The organism is Pantoea sp. ABR1s (assembly GCF_057812235.1).
In genome coordinates this window covers 3430308-3448003 of record NZ_CM173823.1, presented here as the reverse complement: position 1 = coordinate 3448003, position 17696 = coordinate 3430308, and the positions used below count along the sequence as shown (strand labels likewise).

At 55.3% G+C, this 17696-nt stretch carries 13 protein-coding genes; 12 read left to right on the top strand and 1 reads right to left on the bottom strand.

What is annotated here, in order from left to right:
• Positions 1-31: 31 nt before the first annotated feature.
• The 3 genes from dnaJ to nhaR all read left to right on the top strand — a co-directional run bounded on the left by dnaJ (position 32) and on the right by nhaR (position 4100).
• Positions 32-1177, top strand: a complete 1146-nt coding sequence (dnaJ, locus tag ACXKZD_RS16290) for a molecular chaperone DnaJ (protein ID WP_010253699.1) — start codon at positions 32-34, stop codon at positions 1175-1177.
• 805 nt (positions 1178-1982) lie between these two features.
• Complete coding sequence (nhaA, locus tag ACXKZD_RS16285; RefSeq protein WP_010671807.1) at positions 1983-3161, top strand: Na+/H+ antiporter NhaA; 1179 nt, start codon at positions 1983-1985, stop codon at positions 3159-3161.
• A gap of 30 nt (positions 3162-3191) precedes the next feature.
• Positions 3192-4100, top strand: coding sequence for a transcriptional activator NhaR (gene nhaR, locus ACXKZD_RS16280; protein ID WP_033756520.1), 909 nt, complete (start codon positions 3192-3194; stop codon positions 4098-4100).
• A 38-nt stretch (positions 4101-4138) separates the two neighbouring features.
• Here the strand turns inward: nhaR and rpsT are convergent, their stop codons facing one another.
• Complete coding sequence (gene rpsT / locus ACXKZD_RS16275; protein WP_008925553.1) at positions 4139-4402, bottom strand: 30S ribosomal protein S20; 264 nt, start codon at positions 4400-4402, stop codon at positions 4139-4141.
• Between the two features lie 306 nt (positions 4403-4708).
• Here rpsT and ribF point away from each other — a divergent pair, with 306 nt between their 5' ends.
• The 9 genes from ribF to ACXKZD_RS16230 all read left to right on the top strand — a co-directional run bounded on the left by ribF (position 4709) and on the right by ACXKZD_RS16230 (position 17690).
• Positions 4709-5638, top strand: coding sequence for a bifunctional riboflavin kinase/FAD synthetase (ribF, locus tag ACXKZD_RS16270; protein ID WP_010253714.1), 930 nt, complete (start codon positions 4709-4711; stop codon positions 5636-5638).
• A gap of 29 nt (positions 5639-5667) precedes the next feature.
• Positions 5668-8484: an isoleucine--tRNA ligase gene (gene ileS, locus ACXKZD_RS16265; protein WP_033770948.1), complete on the top strand. Its 2817-nt coding sequence runs from the start codon at positions 5668-5670 to the stop codon at positions 8482-8484.
• On the top strand, positions 8484-8990 hold the full coding sequence (lspA, locus tag ACXKZD_RS16260) for a signal peptidase II (RefSeq protein WP_010253719.1): 507 nt from the start codon (positions 8484-8486) through the stop codon (positions 8988-8990). Before ileS ends, lspA begins: the two co-directional genes overlap by 1 nt.
• Before the next feature lie 3 nt (positions 8991-8993).
• Complete coding sequence (gene fkpB / locus ACXKZD_RS16255; RefSeq protein ID WP_010253720.1) at positions 8994-9464, top strand: FKBP-type peptidyl-prolyl cis-trans isomerase; 471 nt, start codon at positions 8994-8996, stop codon at positions 9462-9464.
• Complete coding sequence (gene ispH / locus ACXKZD_RS16250; protein ID WP_010253724.1) at positions 9445-10398, top strand: 4-hydroxy-3-methylbut-2-enyl diphosphate reductase; 954 nt, start codon at positions 9445-9447, stop codon at positions 10396-10398. The genes fkpB and ispH overlap by 20 nt, the downstream gene beginning before the upstream one ends.
• 223 nt (positions 10399-10621) lie before the next feature.
• Complete coding sequence (gene dapB / locus ACXKZD_RS16245) at positions 10622-11437, top strand: 4-hydroxy-tetrahydrodipicolinate reductase (RefSeq protein WP_010253726.1); 816 nt, start codon at positions 10622-10624, stop codon at positions 11435-11437.
• Between the two features lie 469 nt (positions 11438-11906).
• The gene (gene carA / locus ACXKZD_RS16240; RefSeq protein WP_033756525.1) at positions 11907-13055 is read left to right on the top strand and encodes a glutamine-hydrolyzing carbamoyl-phosphate synthase small subunit; all 1149 of its coding nucleotides are present in this window, start codon (positions 11907-11909) and stop codon (positions 13053-13055) included.
• Positions 13056-13069: 14 nt separating this feature from the next.
• Entirely contained in the window at positions 13070-16297 is a 3228-nt protein-coding gene (carB, locus tag ACXKZD_RS16235; protein ID WP_010253739.1) for a carbamoyl-phosphate synthase large subunit, read from the top strand.
• Positions 16298-16550: 253 nt separating this feature from the next.
• Complete coding sequence (locus ACXKZD_RS16230) at positions 16551-17690, top strand: porin (RefSeq protein ID WP_488981733.1); 1140 nt, start codon at positions 16551-16553, stop codon at positions 17688-17690.
• Positions 17691-17696: the final 6 nt, after the last annotated feature.

Genomic DNA, 17696 nt, shown 5'->3' with positions numbered 1-17696 from the left:
CCCGTGCGATCATGTTAAGGGCTAAATAAACATGGCGAAGAGTGATTACTACGAGATTTTAGGCGTCGCCAAATCCGCGGACGAGCGTGAAATCAAAAAGGCTTACAAACGCCTGGCAATGAAATTTCACCCGGACCGTAATCCCGGTGACAAAGAAGCCGAAGCCAAATTCAAAGAGGTCAAGGAAGCGTACGAAATCCTGACCGATGCGCAGAAGCGTGCGGCCTACGATCAATATGGTCATGCAGCCTTTGAACAGGGCGGTATGGGTGGCGGTGGATACGGCGGCGGCGGCTTTGGTGGCGGCGGCGCAGACTTCAGCGATATCTTTGGCGACGTGTTCGGTGACATCTTTGGTGGTGGACGCCGTCAGCGCGCATCCCGTGGCGCCGATTTACGCTACAACATGGAGCTGTCGCTGGAAGAAGCGGTACGCGGCGTGACCAAAGAGATCCGCATTCCAACGCTGGAAGAGTGTGACGTCTGCCACGGCAGCGGCGCGAAAGCGGGAACGCAGCCACAAACCTGTTCAACCTGTCACGGTGCAGGCCAGGTGCAGATGCGCCAGGGCTTCTTCACCGTTCAGCAGGCCTGTCCGACCTGTCATGGTCGCGGCTCGGTGATTAAAGATCCGTGCAACGCCTGTCATGGTCATGGCCGCGTTGAGAAGTCGAAAACGCTGTCAGTGAAAATCCCGGCAGGGGTCGACACCGGCGATCGCATTCGTCTGAGCGGCGAAGGCGAAGCGGGCGAGCAGGGCGCACCAGCAGGCGATCTCTACGTTCAGGTCTCGGTGAAGAAACACCCGATCTTCGAGCGTGAAGAGAACAATCTCTACTGTGAAGTGCCGATCAACTTTGCGATGGCAGCGCTGGGCGGTGAGATTGAAGTACCGACCCTGGATGGTCGCGTGAAGCTGAAAGTGCCGTCAGAAACTCAGACCGGCAAGCTGTTCCGCATGCGCGGACGTGGCGTGAAATCTGTGCGTGGCGGCGCGGTCGGCGATCTGCTGTGTCGTGTCGTGGTGGAAACACCGGTCAGCCTGAATGAGAAACAGAAAGCGCTGTTGCGTGAACTGGAAGAGAGTTTTGGCGGCCCGAGCGGCGAGCATAACAGCCCACGCTCCAAGAGCTTTTTCGACGGCGTGAAAAAATTCTTTGATGATCTGACTCGTTAAGTCTGCCTGATAAAAAGCGGAGCCCCGGCTCTGATGCCAGTCAGTTAAGCGACAGGTGATAACGCAGTCTGGTGCCGCGCAGGGGCTGGCGGTCCTCGCGCCGCTGCGCGGTTCCTTCACTTCATTCCTCTGCCTGACGGACCGGCGGGGATGGCACATCCTGTGCCGCCCCGCCTTTCGCCCGCGTCCTGCGGGCTCTCCTGGCAGACTCATTCTGTTCAGCGCTGCGGATTACCTGCCCCTGCCCGACCCCAGCCTGCTCTGAAACTTCAGTGTGTAGTGTTAAAAAGGGCACGAGAGTGGAGGCCTGAGCGCCTCTGCTGCTGAAAGGGCTATCCGCAGCGCTGAGGCGTGACGGTGGGCCAGAAGTCCACGCCGGGAAGCGTGGACAGTTCGGGGCCGGCCAGGGAGGGCCGATCCCCGAACGGTTCGTCGGCACGCCGTCAAAGCCGAAGGTACCGCGTGAGCGGCGCGAGGACGGCCCGGCAGCAGCAGAGGTGCTCAGGCCCGCACTGCGGCTCGCTCGCCCGGAAAAAAAGCTGCCACGTTTGACCGTGACAGCCTTTACAAATCTAATCTTAACTGACCAGCATTGGAGCCCCGGCTCCGCTTTTTTTTACTTTAAATCCCCTGCCTGTGATGGCTGCATTATCTCTCCCTCACCGCAGCACTCATAAAAATGTCGACGTTTACTGCTATTACTGCTCGGCGAAACCGAGCATATAGCGCGGTATAAGCTGCTTTTAACGAACTATATGAATCGTTACACTGTTTAACATTCTGTCTCTGCTCAGGAAGATGAACGTTGAACAAGCCGCGCAAATTAAAAAATCTGCTAAAAAGTTTTATTGAAAGTGATGCCAGCAATGGCGTGATGTTGATCGTGGCGGCGGTCGCGGCGATGATCCTCGCCAATACGGCCGCTACCGCCCAGGGTTACCAGGCGTTGCTGAATGAACCGGTGCAAATCCGCTTCGGAGCGCTGGATATCAGCAAAAACTTGCTGTTGTGGATCAACGATGCGCTGATGGCGCTTTTCTTTCTGGTTATTGGCCTGGAAGTAAAGCGTGAGTTGATGGTCGGCGAACTTGCCAGCCGTGACAAGGCGATCTTCCCGGTCATCGCGGCAATAGGCGGCATGGCGTTACCCGCCCTGATCTTCCTGCTTTTCAACCATGGTGATGAGATTGCACGTAACGGCTGGGCCATTCCCACCGCAACCGATATCGCTTTTGCGCTGGGTGTGCTGGCCCTTCTGGGCAGCCGTGTTCCCGTTGCGCTGAAAGTCTTTTTGATGGCACTGGCGATTATTGATGACCTGGGTGCCATTGTGATTATCGCTCTGTTCTATACCAGTGATCTCTCAGTACTCTCCCTGTGCGTGGCTGCTGGCGCAATTGTCGTGCTGGCACTCCTGAACCGCTTTAACGTCCGTAGAATCTCAGTCTACATACTGGTGGGTATCATACTCTGGACCGCCGTGCTGAAGTCGGGCGTCCACGCAACCCTGGCTGGCGTCATTGTGGGCTTCTTCGTGCCTCTGGAGAAGAAAGAGGGGCACTCTCCAGCGGAACATCTGGCTCATGGTCTGATGCCGTGGGTGAACTGGATGATTCTGCCGCTGTTTGCCTTTGCTAATGCCGGTATCTCACTTGCTGGCATTACGCTGAGTGATGTCCTCTCGCCTGAACCGTCAGGCATCATCTTCGGCCTGTTAATCGGTAAGCCATTAGGCATTACGCTCTTCTGCTGGCTGGCGGTAAAACTGCGGCTGGCAGTATTACCCAACGGCACAACCATACGCGATATTATGGCGATTGGTGTGCTGTGCGGAATTGGCTTCACTATGTCAATTTTTATCAGTTCGCTGGCCTTTGATGCCGCGCATGAACAGCTGGTGACCTTTTCTAAACTGGGCATTCTGACCGGCTCTCTGCTTTCAGCCGTCATCGGCTATACGCTGCTGCGAATTAAACTGCGCTAATGGAGAGGAGGCGTAAGCCTCCTTTTTTCTATGAATCAGCTCAATTTCAATCATCTCTACTACTTCTGGCACGCCTGCCGTGCGGGATCAATTACGGCAGCAGCAGAGGCACTCTCCCTGACGCCACAGACCATTACCGGGCAGATTAAGGCACTGGAGGAGCGCCTGCAGGGCAAGCTGTTCCGGCGTCAGGGACGGGGCCTGGTACCGACGGAGCTGGGGCAGCTGGTTTTTCGCTATGCTGACCGCATGTTTATGCTGAGTCAGGAGATGCTGGATATTGTGAATTACCGCAAAGAGTCCCATCTGCTGCTGGATGTTGGCGTGGCAGATGCGCTCTCAAAGCAGCTGGTCAGCAAGGTGCTGGAGACGGCAGTGGTCGCAGAGGAGAAAATTCATCTGCGCTGTTTTGAATCGACCCACGAAATGCTGCTGGAGCAGCTCAGTCAGCATAAGCTGGATATGATTATCTCTGACTGCTCCATCGACCCCACCCAACAGGAAGGGCTGTTTTCGGTGAAGCTGGGGGAATGTGCGATCAGTTTCTGGTCAACCCAGCCGCTCAGCGATCTCTCTTTTCCGGCCTGCCTGGAGACGCGTCCCCTGCTGATTCCGGGGCGCCGCTCCATGCTGGGGCGCAAAATCCTCAACTGGATCAGCACCCAGGGGCTGCAGGTGGAGATTCTGGGTGAGTTTGATGATGCGGCATTGATGACGGCGTTTGGTGCGCGACAGAATGCGATTTTTGTCGCGCCTTTGCTGGAGATGGGTCAACGTGAGGGGATATATGAAGTCGGGCGGCTCGACGCGGTATCAGAGGAGTATCACATACTCTTCGCGGAGCGGATGATTCAGCATCCGGCGGTGCAGCGACTCTGTCACGCAGACTTCAGCGAACTCTTTCCCCGCCAGGGTACAGACGAAAAAAAACCGGCGTAAGCGCCGGCTTTTTTAACAAAGCGATTAACAACAGGCTATTAAGCCAGTTTGTTGATCTGTGCAGTCAGGTTAGACTTATAACGTGCAGCTTTGTTCTTGTGGATCAGACCTTTAGCAGCCTGACGGTCCACGAGTGGTTGCATTTCATTGAATGCGTTCTGCGCAGCAGCTTTGTCGCCTGAAGCGATCGCCGCGTATACTTTCTTAACGAAGGTACGCATCATAGAGCGGCGGCTAGCGTTATGCTTACGGCGTTTCTCAGATGTTACGGCGCGTTTCTTAGCTGATTTGATATTAGCCAAGGTACAACTCCCAAATGTGTTCTATAGAGACAAATCAAAGGCCGAGGACTATGCCCTTCTAACCTGATTTTGTCAATGGATTTGTGCAAATAAGCGTCGCCCTGAGAGCGGCACTCGGTTACGTATTTGATGGCGCAGGATTCTACCAGCTTCCCCTCGCTGAATACAGTATTTCGCGACAAAATTCTTAACATGCGCTTCTGCAACAGGAAATGCAGCGCCGAAAGCATGAAAGGCGTGCTGACGGGTTAACCTGAGTCGCTTTCAAGGGTATAATCCGCCGATTTCCACCGGTTTGGGCCAGCCATGAAGTTTATCCGCGGTATTCATAATCTTAACGAGCAGCATCGCGGCTGCGTTCTGACCATTGGCAATTTCGATGGCGTGCACCGTGGGCATCAGGCGCTGATGTCGCGGCTGTGTGAAGAGGGACGTAAGCGCAATCTGCCGGTGGTGGTCATGGTTTTTGAGCCACAGCCGCTGGAGCTGTTTGCCGGTGACAAAGCGCCGGCTCGTCTGACGCGTCTGCGTGAAAAACTGCGATACATGGCGGAAGCCGGCGTCGATAAAGTGTTGTGCGTGCGGTTCGACCGTCGCTTTGCGGCCTTGTCCGCCCAGCGTTTTATCAGTGACCTGTTAGTCGAAAAGCTGGACGTAAAGTACCTTGCGGTAGGCGATGATTTCCGCTTCGGCGCTGGTCGCCAGGGTGATTTCCTGTTATTACAGAAAGCCGGTGCGGAGTACGGCTTTGAGGTCGTCAGCACCGAAACCTTCTGTGATGGCGGTAAGCGAATCAGCAGTACTGCCGTGCGTCAGGCACTGGCCGTGGATGATTTAGCGCTGGCGCAGTCGCTGCTTGGTCACCCTTTCACTATTTCCGGCCGCGTTGTGCACGGTGATGCACTGGGACGCACGCTGGGTTTCCCCACGGCGAACCTCCCTTTACGCCGCAGCGTCTCGCCGGTGAAAGGGGTTTATGCGGTAGAGGTACGGGGTCTGACGCCCGAGCCACTGCCAGGTGTCGCCAATATCGGCACCCGTCCGACCGTAAAAGGTTTACGCCAGCAGCTTGAAGTTCACCTGCTCGACATCAATATGGATCTCTATGGTCGTCACATTGATGTGGTGCTGAAACAGAAAATACGAAACGAGCAGCGCTTTGCCTCACTGGAGGCGTTGAAAGAACAAATTGCGAACGATGTGGTAACGGCCCGGCAGTTCTTTGGGCTGCTTTAACCTGAGCGAAAAACGGAATCGAGAATCTGATGAGTGACTATAAATCTACCCTGAATTTGCCGGAAACGGGATTCCCGATGCGTGGCGATCTGGCCAAACGCGAACCGGGAATGTTGCAACGCTGGTATGCCGACAATCTGTACGGCATCATCCGCGAAGCCAAAAAAGGGAAAAAAACCTTTATCCTGCATGATGGCCCTCCGTATGCGAACGGCAGCATTCATATTGGTCACTCCGTTAACAAGATTCTGAAAGACATTATCGTTAAGTCGAAAGGCATGGCGGGTTATGACTCGCCGTATGTGCCGGGCTGGGACTGTCACGGTCTGCCAATCGAACACAAAGTTGAGCAGATGATCGGCAAGCCAGGCGAGAAAGTCACCGCTGCTGAATTCCGCGAAGCGTGCCGCAAATACGCCGCAGAACAGGTTGAAGGCCAGAAGGCGGACTTTATCCGTCTGGGCGTGCTGGGCGACTGGGATCGTCCTTACCTGACCATGGATTTCGGTACCGAAGCCAACATCATTCGTGCGCTGAGTAAAATCATCGGCAACGGCCACCTGCACAAAGGCGCTAAGCCCGTGCACTGGTGCCTGGATTGCCGTTCTGCCTTAGCAGAAGCGGAAGTGGAGTATTACGACAAAACGTCACCGTCGATTGATGTGATGTTCAACGCCATTGATGCCGACGCGGTGCGTCAGGCGTTTGGTGTGGCACAGGTTAATGGTCCGATTTCACTGGTGATCTGGACGACGACACCGTGGACGCTGCCAGCTAACCGCGCCATCTCGTTAAACGCGGAATTTGAGTATCAGCTGCTGCAGATCGACGGTCGCGCGCTGATCCTGGCAAAAGATCTGGTCGAGAGCGTGATGAAGCGCGCGGGCGTCAGCGAATGGCAGGTACTGGGCGAATGCAAAGGCGCGGCGCTGGAGCTACAGAAATTCCAGCATCCGTTCCTGGCGCTTGAGTCGCTGGTGGTGCTGGGCGATCACGTCACCCTGGAAGCGGGTACCGGTGCAGTCCACACGGCACCTGGCCACGGCCCGGATGACTATGTTATCGGTCAGAAATATGGCATCGAAACCGCCAATCCGGTCGGACCGGATGGCCGCTATCTGCCAGGCACCTATCCGACGCTGGATGGGGTCAACGTCTTTAAAGCCAACGACATGATCGTTGAGCTGCTGAAAGAGAAGGGCGCGCTGCTGCACGTTGAGAAACTGCTGCACAGCTACCCGCACTGCTGGCGCCATAAAACGCCGATCATCTTCCGCGCCACACCGCAATGGTTCATCAGCATGGATCAGAAAGGATTGCGTGCGCAGTCGCTGAAGGAGATCAAAGGCGTGCAGTGGATCCCGGACTGGGGCCAGGCGCGTATCGAATCGATGGTGGCGAACCGTCCTGACTGGTGTATCTCTCGTCAGCGTACCTGGGGCGTACCGATGGCGCTGTTCGTTCATAAAGAGAGCGAAGAGCTGCACCCGGACACGCTGGCGCTGATGGAAAAAGTGGCGCAGCGCGTTGAGCAGGAGGGGATTCAGGCCTGGTGGGATCTCGATCCGCGCGAGCTGATGGGCGACGATGCCGATCATTACGTAAAAGTGCCGGATACGCTGGATGTCTGGTTTGACTCCGGTTCAACCAGCTATTCCGTGGTTGATGCGCGTCCGGAATTTGACGGACATGCGCCTGACCTCTATCTGGAAGGGTCCGATCAGCATCGCGGCTGGTTTATGTCCTCGCTGATGATCTCCACGGCGATGAAGGGCAAAGCGCCTTATCGTCAGGTACTGACACACGGTTTCACCGTGGATGGTCAGGGCCGCAAGATGTCGAAATCGATCGGTAACACGGTTGCGCCGCAGGATGTGATGAACAAACTGGGCGCCGATATTCTGCGCCTGTGGGTGGCATCAACCGACTACTCGGGCGAAATGGCGGTCTCCGATGAGATCCTTAAACGTTCTGCCGATGCCTATCGCCGCATCCGTAACACCGCGCGTTTCCTGCTGGCTAACCTCAGCGGCTTTAACCCGGCGACCGATCTGGTGAAACCGGAAGAGATGGTGGTGGTGGATCGCTGGGCCGTCGGTCGCGCTCAGGCGGCACAGGCCGATATCGTTGCCTCTTACGAGAACTACGATTTCCACGAAGTGATCCAGCGACTGATGCAGTTCTGCTCAATTGAGATGGGCAGCTTCTATCTCGACATCATCAAGGATCGTCAGTACACCGCGAAAGGCGATGGCCTGGCGCGTCGCAGCTGCCAGACCGCGCTGTGGCATATCGTCGAAGCGCTGGTGCGCTGGATGGCACCGATCATGTCCTTTACGGCGGATGAGATCTGGGGCTACCTGCCAGGCGAACGTGCGCAGTATGTCTTTACCGAAGAGTGGTATCAGGGGCTGTTTGGCCTGGCTGAAGATGAAGCGCTGAATGACGCCTACTGGGCTGAGCTGCTGAAAGTGCGTGGCGAAGTGAACAAGGTGATCGAGCAGGCGCGTGCGGATAAACGTATCGGTGGCGCACTGGAAGCAACGGTCACGCTCTATGCCGATCCGGAGCTGGCGGCTAAACTGCAGGCGCTGGGTAATGAGCTGCGCTTTGTGCTGCTGACCTCTGGCGCACAGGTGGCTGATTACGCCCTGGCGAACGACGAAGCGCAGCAGAGTGAGCTGCTGAAAGGTCTGAAAATCGCGCTGCACAAGGCGGAAGGCGAGAAATGTCAGCGCTGCTGGCATTACACTACCGACGTCGGACAGAATCCTGAGCATGCTGAGGTCTGTGGTCGTTGTTACACTAACGTAGCCGGTGACGGCGAACAGCGTGAATTTGCCTGATGCGTAAACCTATTTTATCAACCGGATTGCGCTGGCTGTGGCTGGTGCTGGTGGTGATTGTTGTCGACTTCGCCAGCAAGCAGTGGGTGATGAACAACATGATGCTGCATGAAACCCAGCCACTGATGCCCTACCTGAACCTGTTCTACGCGCACAACTACGGCGCGGCGTTCAGTTTCCTGGCGGACAAAGGCGGCTGGCAGCGCTGGTTCTTTGCCGGTATTGCGCTGGCTATCGTGATCTCACTGGTCGTGATGATGTATCGTAATCATGCCAGTCAGAAGATCGCTAACATCGCGTATGCCCTGATCATCGGCGGCGCGATAGGCAATCTGTTTGATCGCTCATACCATGGCTTTGTGGTCGATTTTATCGATTTCTATGTCGGTAACTGGCACTTCGCTACATTTAATATCGCTGACTGCGGCATCTGTATCGGTGCTGCATTGGTGGTGCTGGAGGGCTTTTTCAGCCCGAACGGCAAACAGGCTAAACAGAAAGGGTAAGTGATGACTGAGTCCGTACAGCGCGAAAGCGCGGTGTTGGTGCATTTTACGCTGAAGCTGGAAGATGGCTCGACGGCGGAATCGACCCGTGCAAACGGCAAGCCCGCGCTGTTCCGTCTCGGTGATGGCAGCCTCTCTGCGGCACTTGAGCAGGCACTGCTGGGGCTGAAAGCGGGTGAAACTAAACAGTTTACCCTGGAACCGGACGACGCCTTTGGCGGCGTCAGCCCTGACCTGATCCAGTATTTCTCGCGTCGGGACTTTATCGATGCGGGTGAGCCGGAAGTGGGAGCCATCATGCTGTTCAGCGGCATGGGCGGCAGTGAAATGCCTGGCGTGATCCGTGAAATCTCCGGTGACTCTATCACTGTGGATTTCAACCATCCGCTGGCAGGTCGTCGTATTCAGTTTGATGTAGAGGTGCTGGAAATCGATCCCGCACTGGAGGCCAACGATGCAAATCCTGTTAGCTAATCCGCGCGGCTTCTGCGCTGGCGTTGATCGTGCCATCAGTATTGTTGAGCGCGCGCTGGAGATGTATGGCGCGCCAATCTATGTCCGTCACGAAGTGGTGCATAACCGTTACGTGGTAAACAGCCTGCGTGAGCGCGGTGCCATCTTCATTGAAGAGATCAGTGAAGTGCCGGATAACGCGATTCTGATCTTCTCCGCGCACGGTGTTTCTCAGGCAGTGCGTGCCGAAGCCAAAGCGCGCAATCTGACTATGCTGTTTGACGCTACCTGTCCGCTGGTGACCAAGGTGCATATGGAAGTGGCACGCGCCAGCCGTAAAGGCGTTGAGGCAATACTGATTGGTCATGCGGGTCATCCGGAAGTTGAAGGCACCATGGGGCAGTACAATAACCCTAATGGCGGCATGTATCTGGTGGAGTCACCGGAAGATGTCTTCAGACTGACAGTGAAAGACGAAAACAATCTGAGCTTCATGACGCAGACCACGCTCTCTGTGGATGACACCTCTGACATCATTGATGCTCTGCGTCAGCGCTTCCCGGCGATTATCGGGCCGCGTAAAGATGATATCTGCTACGCCACCACCAACCGTCAGGAAGCGGTTCGTACTCTGGCTAAAGATGCGGAAGTGGTGCTGGTGGTGGGGTCGAAGAACTCTTCTAACTCTAACCGTCTGGCTGAGCTGGCTCAGCGTGCCGGTAAGCTGGCGAAGCTGATCGACTCTGCGGATGATATTCAGGAAGAGTGGGTAAAAGGCGTGGCCTGCATCGGCGTCACCGCAGGCGCGTCAGCGCCCGATATTCTGGTGCAGCAGGTGATCCAGCGGCTGCGTGAACTGGGCGGCGAAGCGGCAATTGAGCTGATTGGCCGTGAAGAGAATATTGTCTTCGAAGTGCCCAAAGAGCTGCGTGTCGAAGTGCGTAACGTGCAGTAACTCTGCGATATTACTGATAAAAAGGCCGACTCTGTTCGGCCTTTTTTGTTTTTTGAATCTGACAAAAAAAGTCGTTATTTGCTGCGGTGATTGCTTTTACTGATAATCACGGGCGGCTGGCATAAAATTCTTATTATCACGGATTAATAGTGGCGTGACTGTTAACTCATCGTTAACCTGATGACGCTTTGGATGCATAGTTTTGTTTTAGGAATGAATAAATATGAACACAATCCGCATTGCTATTGTGGGCGCGCCGGGCCGTATGGGCCGTAATCTGATTCAGGCGACGCAGCAGGCAGAAGGCGCAGAACTGGGTGCGGCACTGGCTCGCCCAGGCTCATCGCTGACCGGCAGCGACGCTGGTGAATTAGCGGGCATCGGAAAAAATGGCATCATCATCGCTGACGATTTACGCGCGGTGATTAACGATTTTGATGTGCTGGTCGACTTCACCCGCCCGGAAGGCACGCTGGAGTATATGGCGATCTGCCGTGAGCAGGGCAAAGCGATGGTGATCGGCACCACCGGTTTTGATGAAGCAGGCAAAGCGGCCATTCGGGCCGCTGCGGAAGATATCCCTATTGTGTTCGCCGCTAACTTCAGCGTGGGGGTTAACCTGGTGCTGAAGCTGCTGGAGAAGGCTGCCAAAGTGATGGGGGAGTACGCAGATATTGAGATCGTTGAAGCGCACCACCGCCATAAAGTGGATGCGCCCTCCGGAACCGCGCTGGCGATGGGTGAGGCGATTGCCGATGCGATGCAGTGGAAACTGGATGAGCATGCGGTCTATACGCGTGAGGGCCACACCGGCGAACGCCAGCCGCAGAGCATCGGTTTTGCGACAGTACGCGCGGGTGACATCGTCGGTGAGCATACTGCGATGTTTGCAGATATCGGCGAGCGCGTAGAGATAACCCACAAGGCTTCAAGCCGTATGACCTTTGCAAATGGCGCGGTTAAGTCCGCTTTATGGTTGAAAGATAAGAAATCTGGCCTGTTTGATATGCGGGATGTGCTGGATTTGTCGATGTTGTAAGTGTTGTGAACCATCGTGATGTGGTTGTTTCAATCGATAATCGCTTGATTGAAAAGGGGCAATGTTTTCATTGCCCTTAATTTTACCTTAAATTTGCCTTCCCGATATAAAAGTTAGCTCTGACTCCTGTTTTTGCCGGTTTTCTTCATTTATTTGCTCTGCCGGATGCTATTTTTGACCATTTGGTCAAAAATAAAGGCCGCGCTGCTTCTGTTTTGCTTTTACGCTGCCTGGCAAACGATTATTCCGCCGAGTTTTCCTCTCTTTTTGCTGCTTATGCCCGTTATTTTCCTCAGAAGGCAGATAAGGGTGAAAAAATCCCGCCGCAGGGTAGACAATGGCCAGGGCGATCATTAGAATGCGCGCAATTTGCCAAAAATCGACAATTCAGGCGGTTTTTGCATTGATTCAGGCGGCTATTTTGAATTAATATGCAGATATTGTGACTGTTTATTCCCTGGAGGATGTTTTGATTAAGTCAGCGCTCTTGGTTCTGGAAGACGGAACCCAATTCCACGGTCGGGCCATCGGGGCAACAGGGTCGGCAGTGGGAGAAGTCGTTTTCAATACCTCAATGACCGGTTATCAAGAAATCCTCACTGATCCTTCCTATTCCCGCCAAATCGTTACTCTCACTTATCCCCATATCGGTAATGTCGGAACCAATACCGCCGACGAAGAATCCAGCCAGATTCATGCGCAGGGCCTGGTTATCCGTGACCTGCCGCTGATTGCCAGCAACTTCCGTAGTGAAGAGGGCTTATCCGCCTACCTGCAGCGCAACAACATCGTGGCGATTGCCGATATCGATACCCGCAAGCTGACGCGCTTGCTGCGTGAGAAAGGTGCACAAAACGGCTGCATCATTGCGGGCGATAATCCGGATGCCGCGCTGGCGCTGCAAAAAGCTCAGGCGTTCCCGGGACTGAAAGGGATGGATTTGGCGAAAGAGGTCTGCACCACTGAGACCTACAGCTGGCAGCAGGGCAGCTGGACGCTGGAGGGAGGGCTGCCAGAGCAGGCCGACGCTGAATCACTGCCTTACCATGTGGTGGCTTACGATTACGGTGCCAAGCGCAACATTCTGCGGATGCTGGTCGATCGCGGCTGTCGTCTGACCGTCGTTCCGGCACAGACGCCTGCGGAAGAAGTACTTAAGCTTAATCCGGATGGCATCTTCCTCTCTAACGGTCCTGGCGACCCGGAGCCGTGCGACTACGCCATCAGCGCGATTCAGGCCTTCCTGAAAACAGAGATCCCGGTGTTCGGGATCTGTCTGGGTCATCAGCTGCTGGCGCTGGCCAGCGGGGCTAAGACCGTGAAGATGAAGCTGGGCCACCACGGCGGCAACCATCCGGTGAAAGATCTCGATAACAATCGCGTGATGATCACCGCGCAGAACCACGGTTTTGCGGTCGATGAGAACAATCTTCCCGCTAACCTGCGTGTAACTCACATTTCGTTGTTCGATAAAACCGTGCAGGGCATTCACCGCACTGACAAGCCCGCATTCAGCTTCCAGGGACACCCGGAAGCGAGCCCGGGCCCAGGCGATGCTGCGCCGCTGTTTGACCACTTTATTGAATTGATTGACGCATTCCGTCTGCAAGCGAAGTAATCAGGAGCTAATTCATGCCAAAACGTACAGACCTAAAATCCATCCTGATTCTTGGTGCCGGTCCGATTGTGATCGGCCAGGCCTGCGAATTTGACTATTCCGGTGCGCAGGCGTGTAAAGCGCTGCGTGAAGAGGGTTACCGCGTCATTCTGGTGAACTCCAACCCGGCGACGATCATGACCGACCCGGAAATGGCTGATGCGACTTACATTGAGCCGATTCACTGGGAAGTGGTGCGCAAAATCATCGAAAAAGAGCGCCCGGACGCGGTACTGCCGACCATGGGCGGTCAGACAGCGCTGAACTGTGCGCTGGAGCTGGAACGTCATGGCGTGCTGGAAGAGTTTGGCGTCACCATGATCGGCGCAACGGCTGATGCGATCGACAAAGCAGAAGATCGTCGTCGTTTCGACGTGGCGATGAAAAGCATCGGTCTGGATACCGCGCGCTCCGGCATTGCGCACACCATGGAAGAAGCGCTGGCCGTGGCTGAAGATGTCGGTTTCCCCTGCATTATCCGTCCCTCATTTACTATGGGCGGAACCGGTGGCGGCATCGCCTACAACCGCGAAGAGTTTGAAGAGATTTGCGAACGCGGTCTGGACCTTTCACCGACGAATGAGCTGCTGATTGATGAGTCGCTGATTGGCTGGAAAGAGTATGAGATGGAAGTGGTGCGCGATAAAAACGACAACTGCATCATCGTCTGCTCAATTGAAAACTTCGATGCGATGGGGATCCACACCGGTGACTCCATCACGGTGGCACCTGCCCAGACGCTGACCGACAAAGAGTATCAGATCATGCGTAACGCCTCGCTGGCGGTACTGCGTGAGATCGGTGTGGAAACCGGTGGCTCCAACGTGCAGTTCTCGGTTAATCCGAAAGATGGCCGCCTGATTGTCATTGAGATGAACCCGCGCGTGTCACGCTCCTCGGCGCTGGCCTCCAAAGCGACCGGTTTCCCGATTGCTAAAGTGGCGGCCAAACTGGCGGTCGGCTATACCCTCGACGAGCTGATGAATGATATCACCGGCGGTTTAACGCCTGCCTCGTTCGAGCCTTCCATCGACTACGTTGTCACCAAGATCCCGCGTTTCAACTTCGAAAAATTTGCCGGTGCCAACGATCGCCTGACCACGCAGATGAAGTCGGTCGGGGAAGTGATGGCAATTGGTCGTACTTTCCAGGAATCCATGCAGAAAGCGCTGCGCGGCCTGGAAGTAGGCGCTAATGGCTTCGACCCGAAAGTCCACCTCGACGACCCGGAAGCATTAACCCGCATCCGCCGTGAGCTGAAAGATGCCGGTTCAGACCGCATCTGGTACATCGCAGACGCTTTCCGTGCCGGCATGTCAGTGGATGGCGTGTTTAACCTGACCAATATTGACCGCTGGTTCCTGGTGCAGATCGAAGAACTGGTGCGGCTGGAAGAGCAGGTTGCCCGTGAAGGGGTTAATAGCCTGGATGAGACGTTCCTGCGCGCCCTGAAGCGTAAAGGCTTTGCTGATGCACGGCTGGCAACACTGGCGGGCGTGGCAGAGAGCGAAATCCGCAAGCTGCGTCAGCAGTTTAACCTGCACCCGGTTTACAAGCGCGTGGATACCTGCGCCGCAGAGTTCGCGACAGACACCGCCTACATGTACTCCACCTATGAGGAGGAGTGCGAAGCCAATCCAAGTCCGGATCGCGAAAAAATCATGATTCTGGGCGGTGGGCCAAACCGTATCGGTCAGGGTATCGAATTCGACTATTGCTGCGTTCACGCCGCCCTCGCGCTGCGTGAAGATGGTTATCAGACCATTATGGTCAACTGTAACCCGGAAACAGTCTCGACCGATTACGACACCTCTGATCGCCTCTACTTCGAGCCGGTCACGCTGGAAGATGTGCTGGAGATTGTGCGCATTGAGCAGCCAAAAGGTGTGATTGTGCAGTATGGCGGTCAGACTCCGCTGAAACTGGCGCGTGCCCTGGAAGCCGCAGGCGTACCGGTTATCGGCACCAGCCCGGATTCCATCGACCGTGCTGAAGACCGTGAACGTTTCCAGCAGGCGGTTGATCGACTGAACCTGAAGCAACCCGCCAACGCCACGGTGGCCACACTGGAGCAGGCGGTTGAGAAAGCCGCGGGCCTGGGTTATCCGCTGGTGGTGCGTCCTTCTTATGTGCTGGGTGGCCGTGCCATGGAGATCGTCTACGACGAGATCGACCTCAAGCGCTACTTCCAGACGGCGGTCTCGGTTTCCAACGATGCACCGGTGCTGCTGGATCGCTTCCTGGATGATGCGGTCGAAGTGGATGTTGATGCGATTTGCGACGGTGAGCGGGTGTTGATTGGCGGCATCATGGAACACATCGAGCAGGCTGGCGTTCACTCCGGTGACTCCGCCTGTTCACTGCCGGCCTACACCCTGAGTCAGGAGATTCAGAATGTGATGCGCCAGCAGGTTGAGAAGCTGGCGTTTGAGCTGAACGTTCGTGGCCTGATGAACGTCCAGTTCGCGGTGAAAGACAACGAAGTCTACCTGATCGAAGTTAACCCTCGCGCGGCGCGTACCGTGCCGTTCGTCTCTAAAGCGACCGGTGTCCCGCTGGCGAAAGTTGCCGCGCGCGTGATGGCAGGCAAAACGCTGGCAGAGCAGGGCGTCACTGAAGAGGTGATTCCGCCTTACTACTCTGTCAAAGAAGTGGTGCTGCCGTTTAACAAGTTCCAGGGCGTTGACCCGATTCTGGGGCCAGAAATGCGCTCTACCGGTGAAGTCATGGGCGTGGGCCGCACCTTCGCTGAGGCGTTTTCTAAAGCGATGCTGGGCGCACAGAGCAACATGAAGAAGTCGGGCCGTGCGCTGCTGTCGGTGCGTGAAGGCGACAAGAAACGTATTGTCGACCTGGCCGCTAAGCTGCAGAAGTTTGGTTTCGAACTGGATGCGACTCACGGCACGGCGGTTGTGCTGGGCGAAGCGGGCATCAATCCGCGCCTGGTGAACAAGGTGCACGAAGGGCGTCCGCACATTCAGGACCGTCTGAAGAACGGCGAGTATAGCTACATCGTTAATACCACGGCGGGTCGTCAGGCGATTGAAGATTCGAAACTGATTCGCCGCAGTGCTCTGCAGTATAAAGTGCACTACGACACCACGCTGAACGGCGGCTTCGCCACCGCGATGGCGCTGAATGCTGACCCGACGGAACAGGTTATCTCCGTTCAGGAGATGCATGCCCAGATCAAGGCGATGTAAGGCGATGTAATGTGAAAAACGGCTCCTGCGGGAGCCGTTTTTTTTGACCATCTTATTGGCGATAATCCGAAAACAGGGTTCAGGGAAAGCAAAGAGTTTGCGTTAAAGTCACTGATTTGGCTTATTTTTTTAGCTATAGGTGCGAATAAGACCGGTTCGCACAAATTTATAATATAAACACTTCCTGTGCGGATTTTTCGTCAGTACTATGCCTGCCGCTCATCACTGGAGCGTATCAGGACATAAATAAAAAATGAAAATGCGTACTTTTTCTCTGAGTGCAGTGGCTGCACTGATGGCAATTCTTCCTTTCGCCAGCCAGGCGGAAATTACCCTGTTAAAACAGGATCCGCAGGCCGGCGATCCGCTTAGCCGTCTTAACTTTACTTTTGGCGGCAGCATTCGTGCTCAGTTCAATCATCAGACCGGCGTGGATGACAAATCCTACAAGCGCGACGGTTTTGATGGCGGCACCCGTTTCCGTTTCGGCGCTGACTACTACCTGTTTGATGACGTCAGCTGGATCAGCTACTACGAGCTGGGCGTTAACGTCCCGGCGGTCTTCAGCTGGGATCGTCACTATGCGGACGGTGCCAATAACACCACGCGTCGTCAGCTCTACACCGGTCTGAAAAGCAAAACCTGGGGCCAGCTTACCTTTGGTCAGCAGAACAGTGTCTATTACGATACCGTGGGCGCCAAGACCGATATCTGGGATTACGACATGGTCGGCCAGGCTCCGGGTAACGGGATCAACGGCGACTACGACGGATCTTACCGCTCACGCAAACAGCTGAAGTATAAAAACAGCTTCGGCGATGCGGATCTTTACGCCTCTTATATGTTCGAAGATAACGAGTATCTGCCAGGCAACGGCCTGCGCTATAAGCGCAAAGGCGGCGGCTCGCTGGGTGTGGACTACCACATCACGGACGATCTGAGCTGGGGCACGGCGTGGAACTACACCCGCGCGGCGATGCGTAACCCGAACAACGGCGACAGCCGCGATTACGATCAGAACATTTACGGCACCGCGCTGAGCTGGACTCCAGGCAACTGGACGTTGTCAGCCGGCGGTGGCTGGTATGAGAACTTCATGACCACCAAACGCAAAGATGTGCATGACTACTTTGCCGGCGACGCGTGGGGCATTGAATATTTCGCCGGTTACAAGATTCCGGTGGGGCAGTATGGTCTGAAAGCGGTACAGCCATATGTCATGGGCGATCGCATTGAGTATGCGACAGGCCGTGATTATCAGCGCATCGACAACGGTCTGGGTGTGGTGCTGTTCCTCGACTACGGTTTCCGTGTCGATTACGAACATGTGTTTACCTCCAGCACCGATAACCTGGGTGATATGAATCTGGTGCGTCTGCGCTACGACTTCTGATAACCC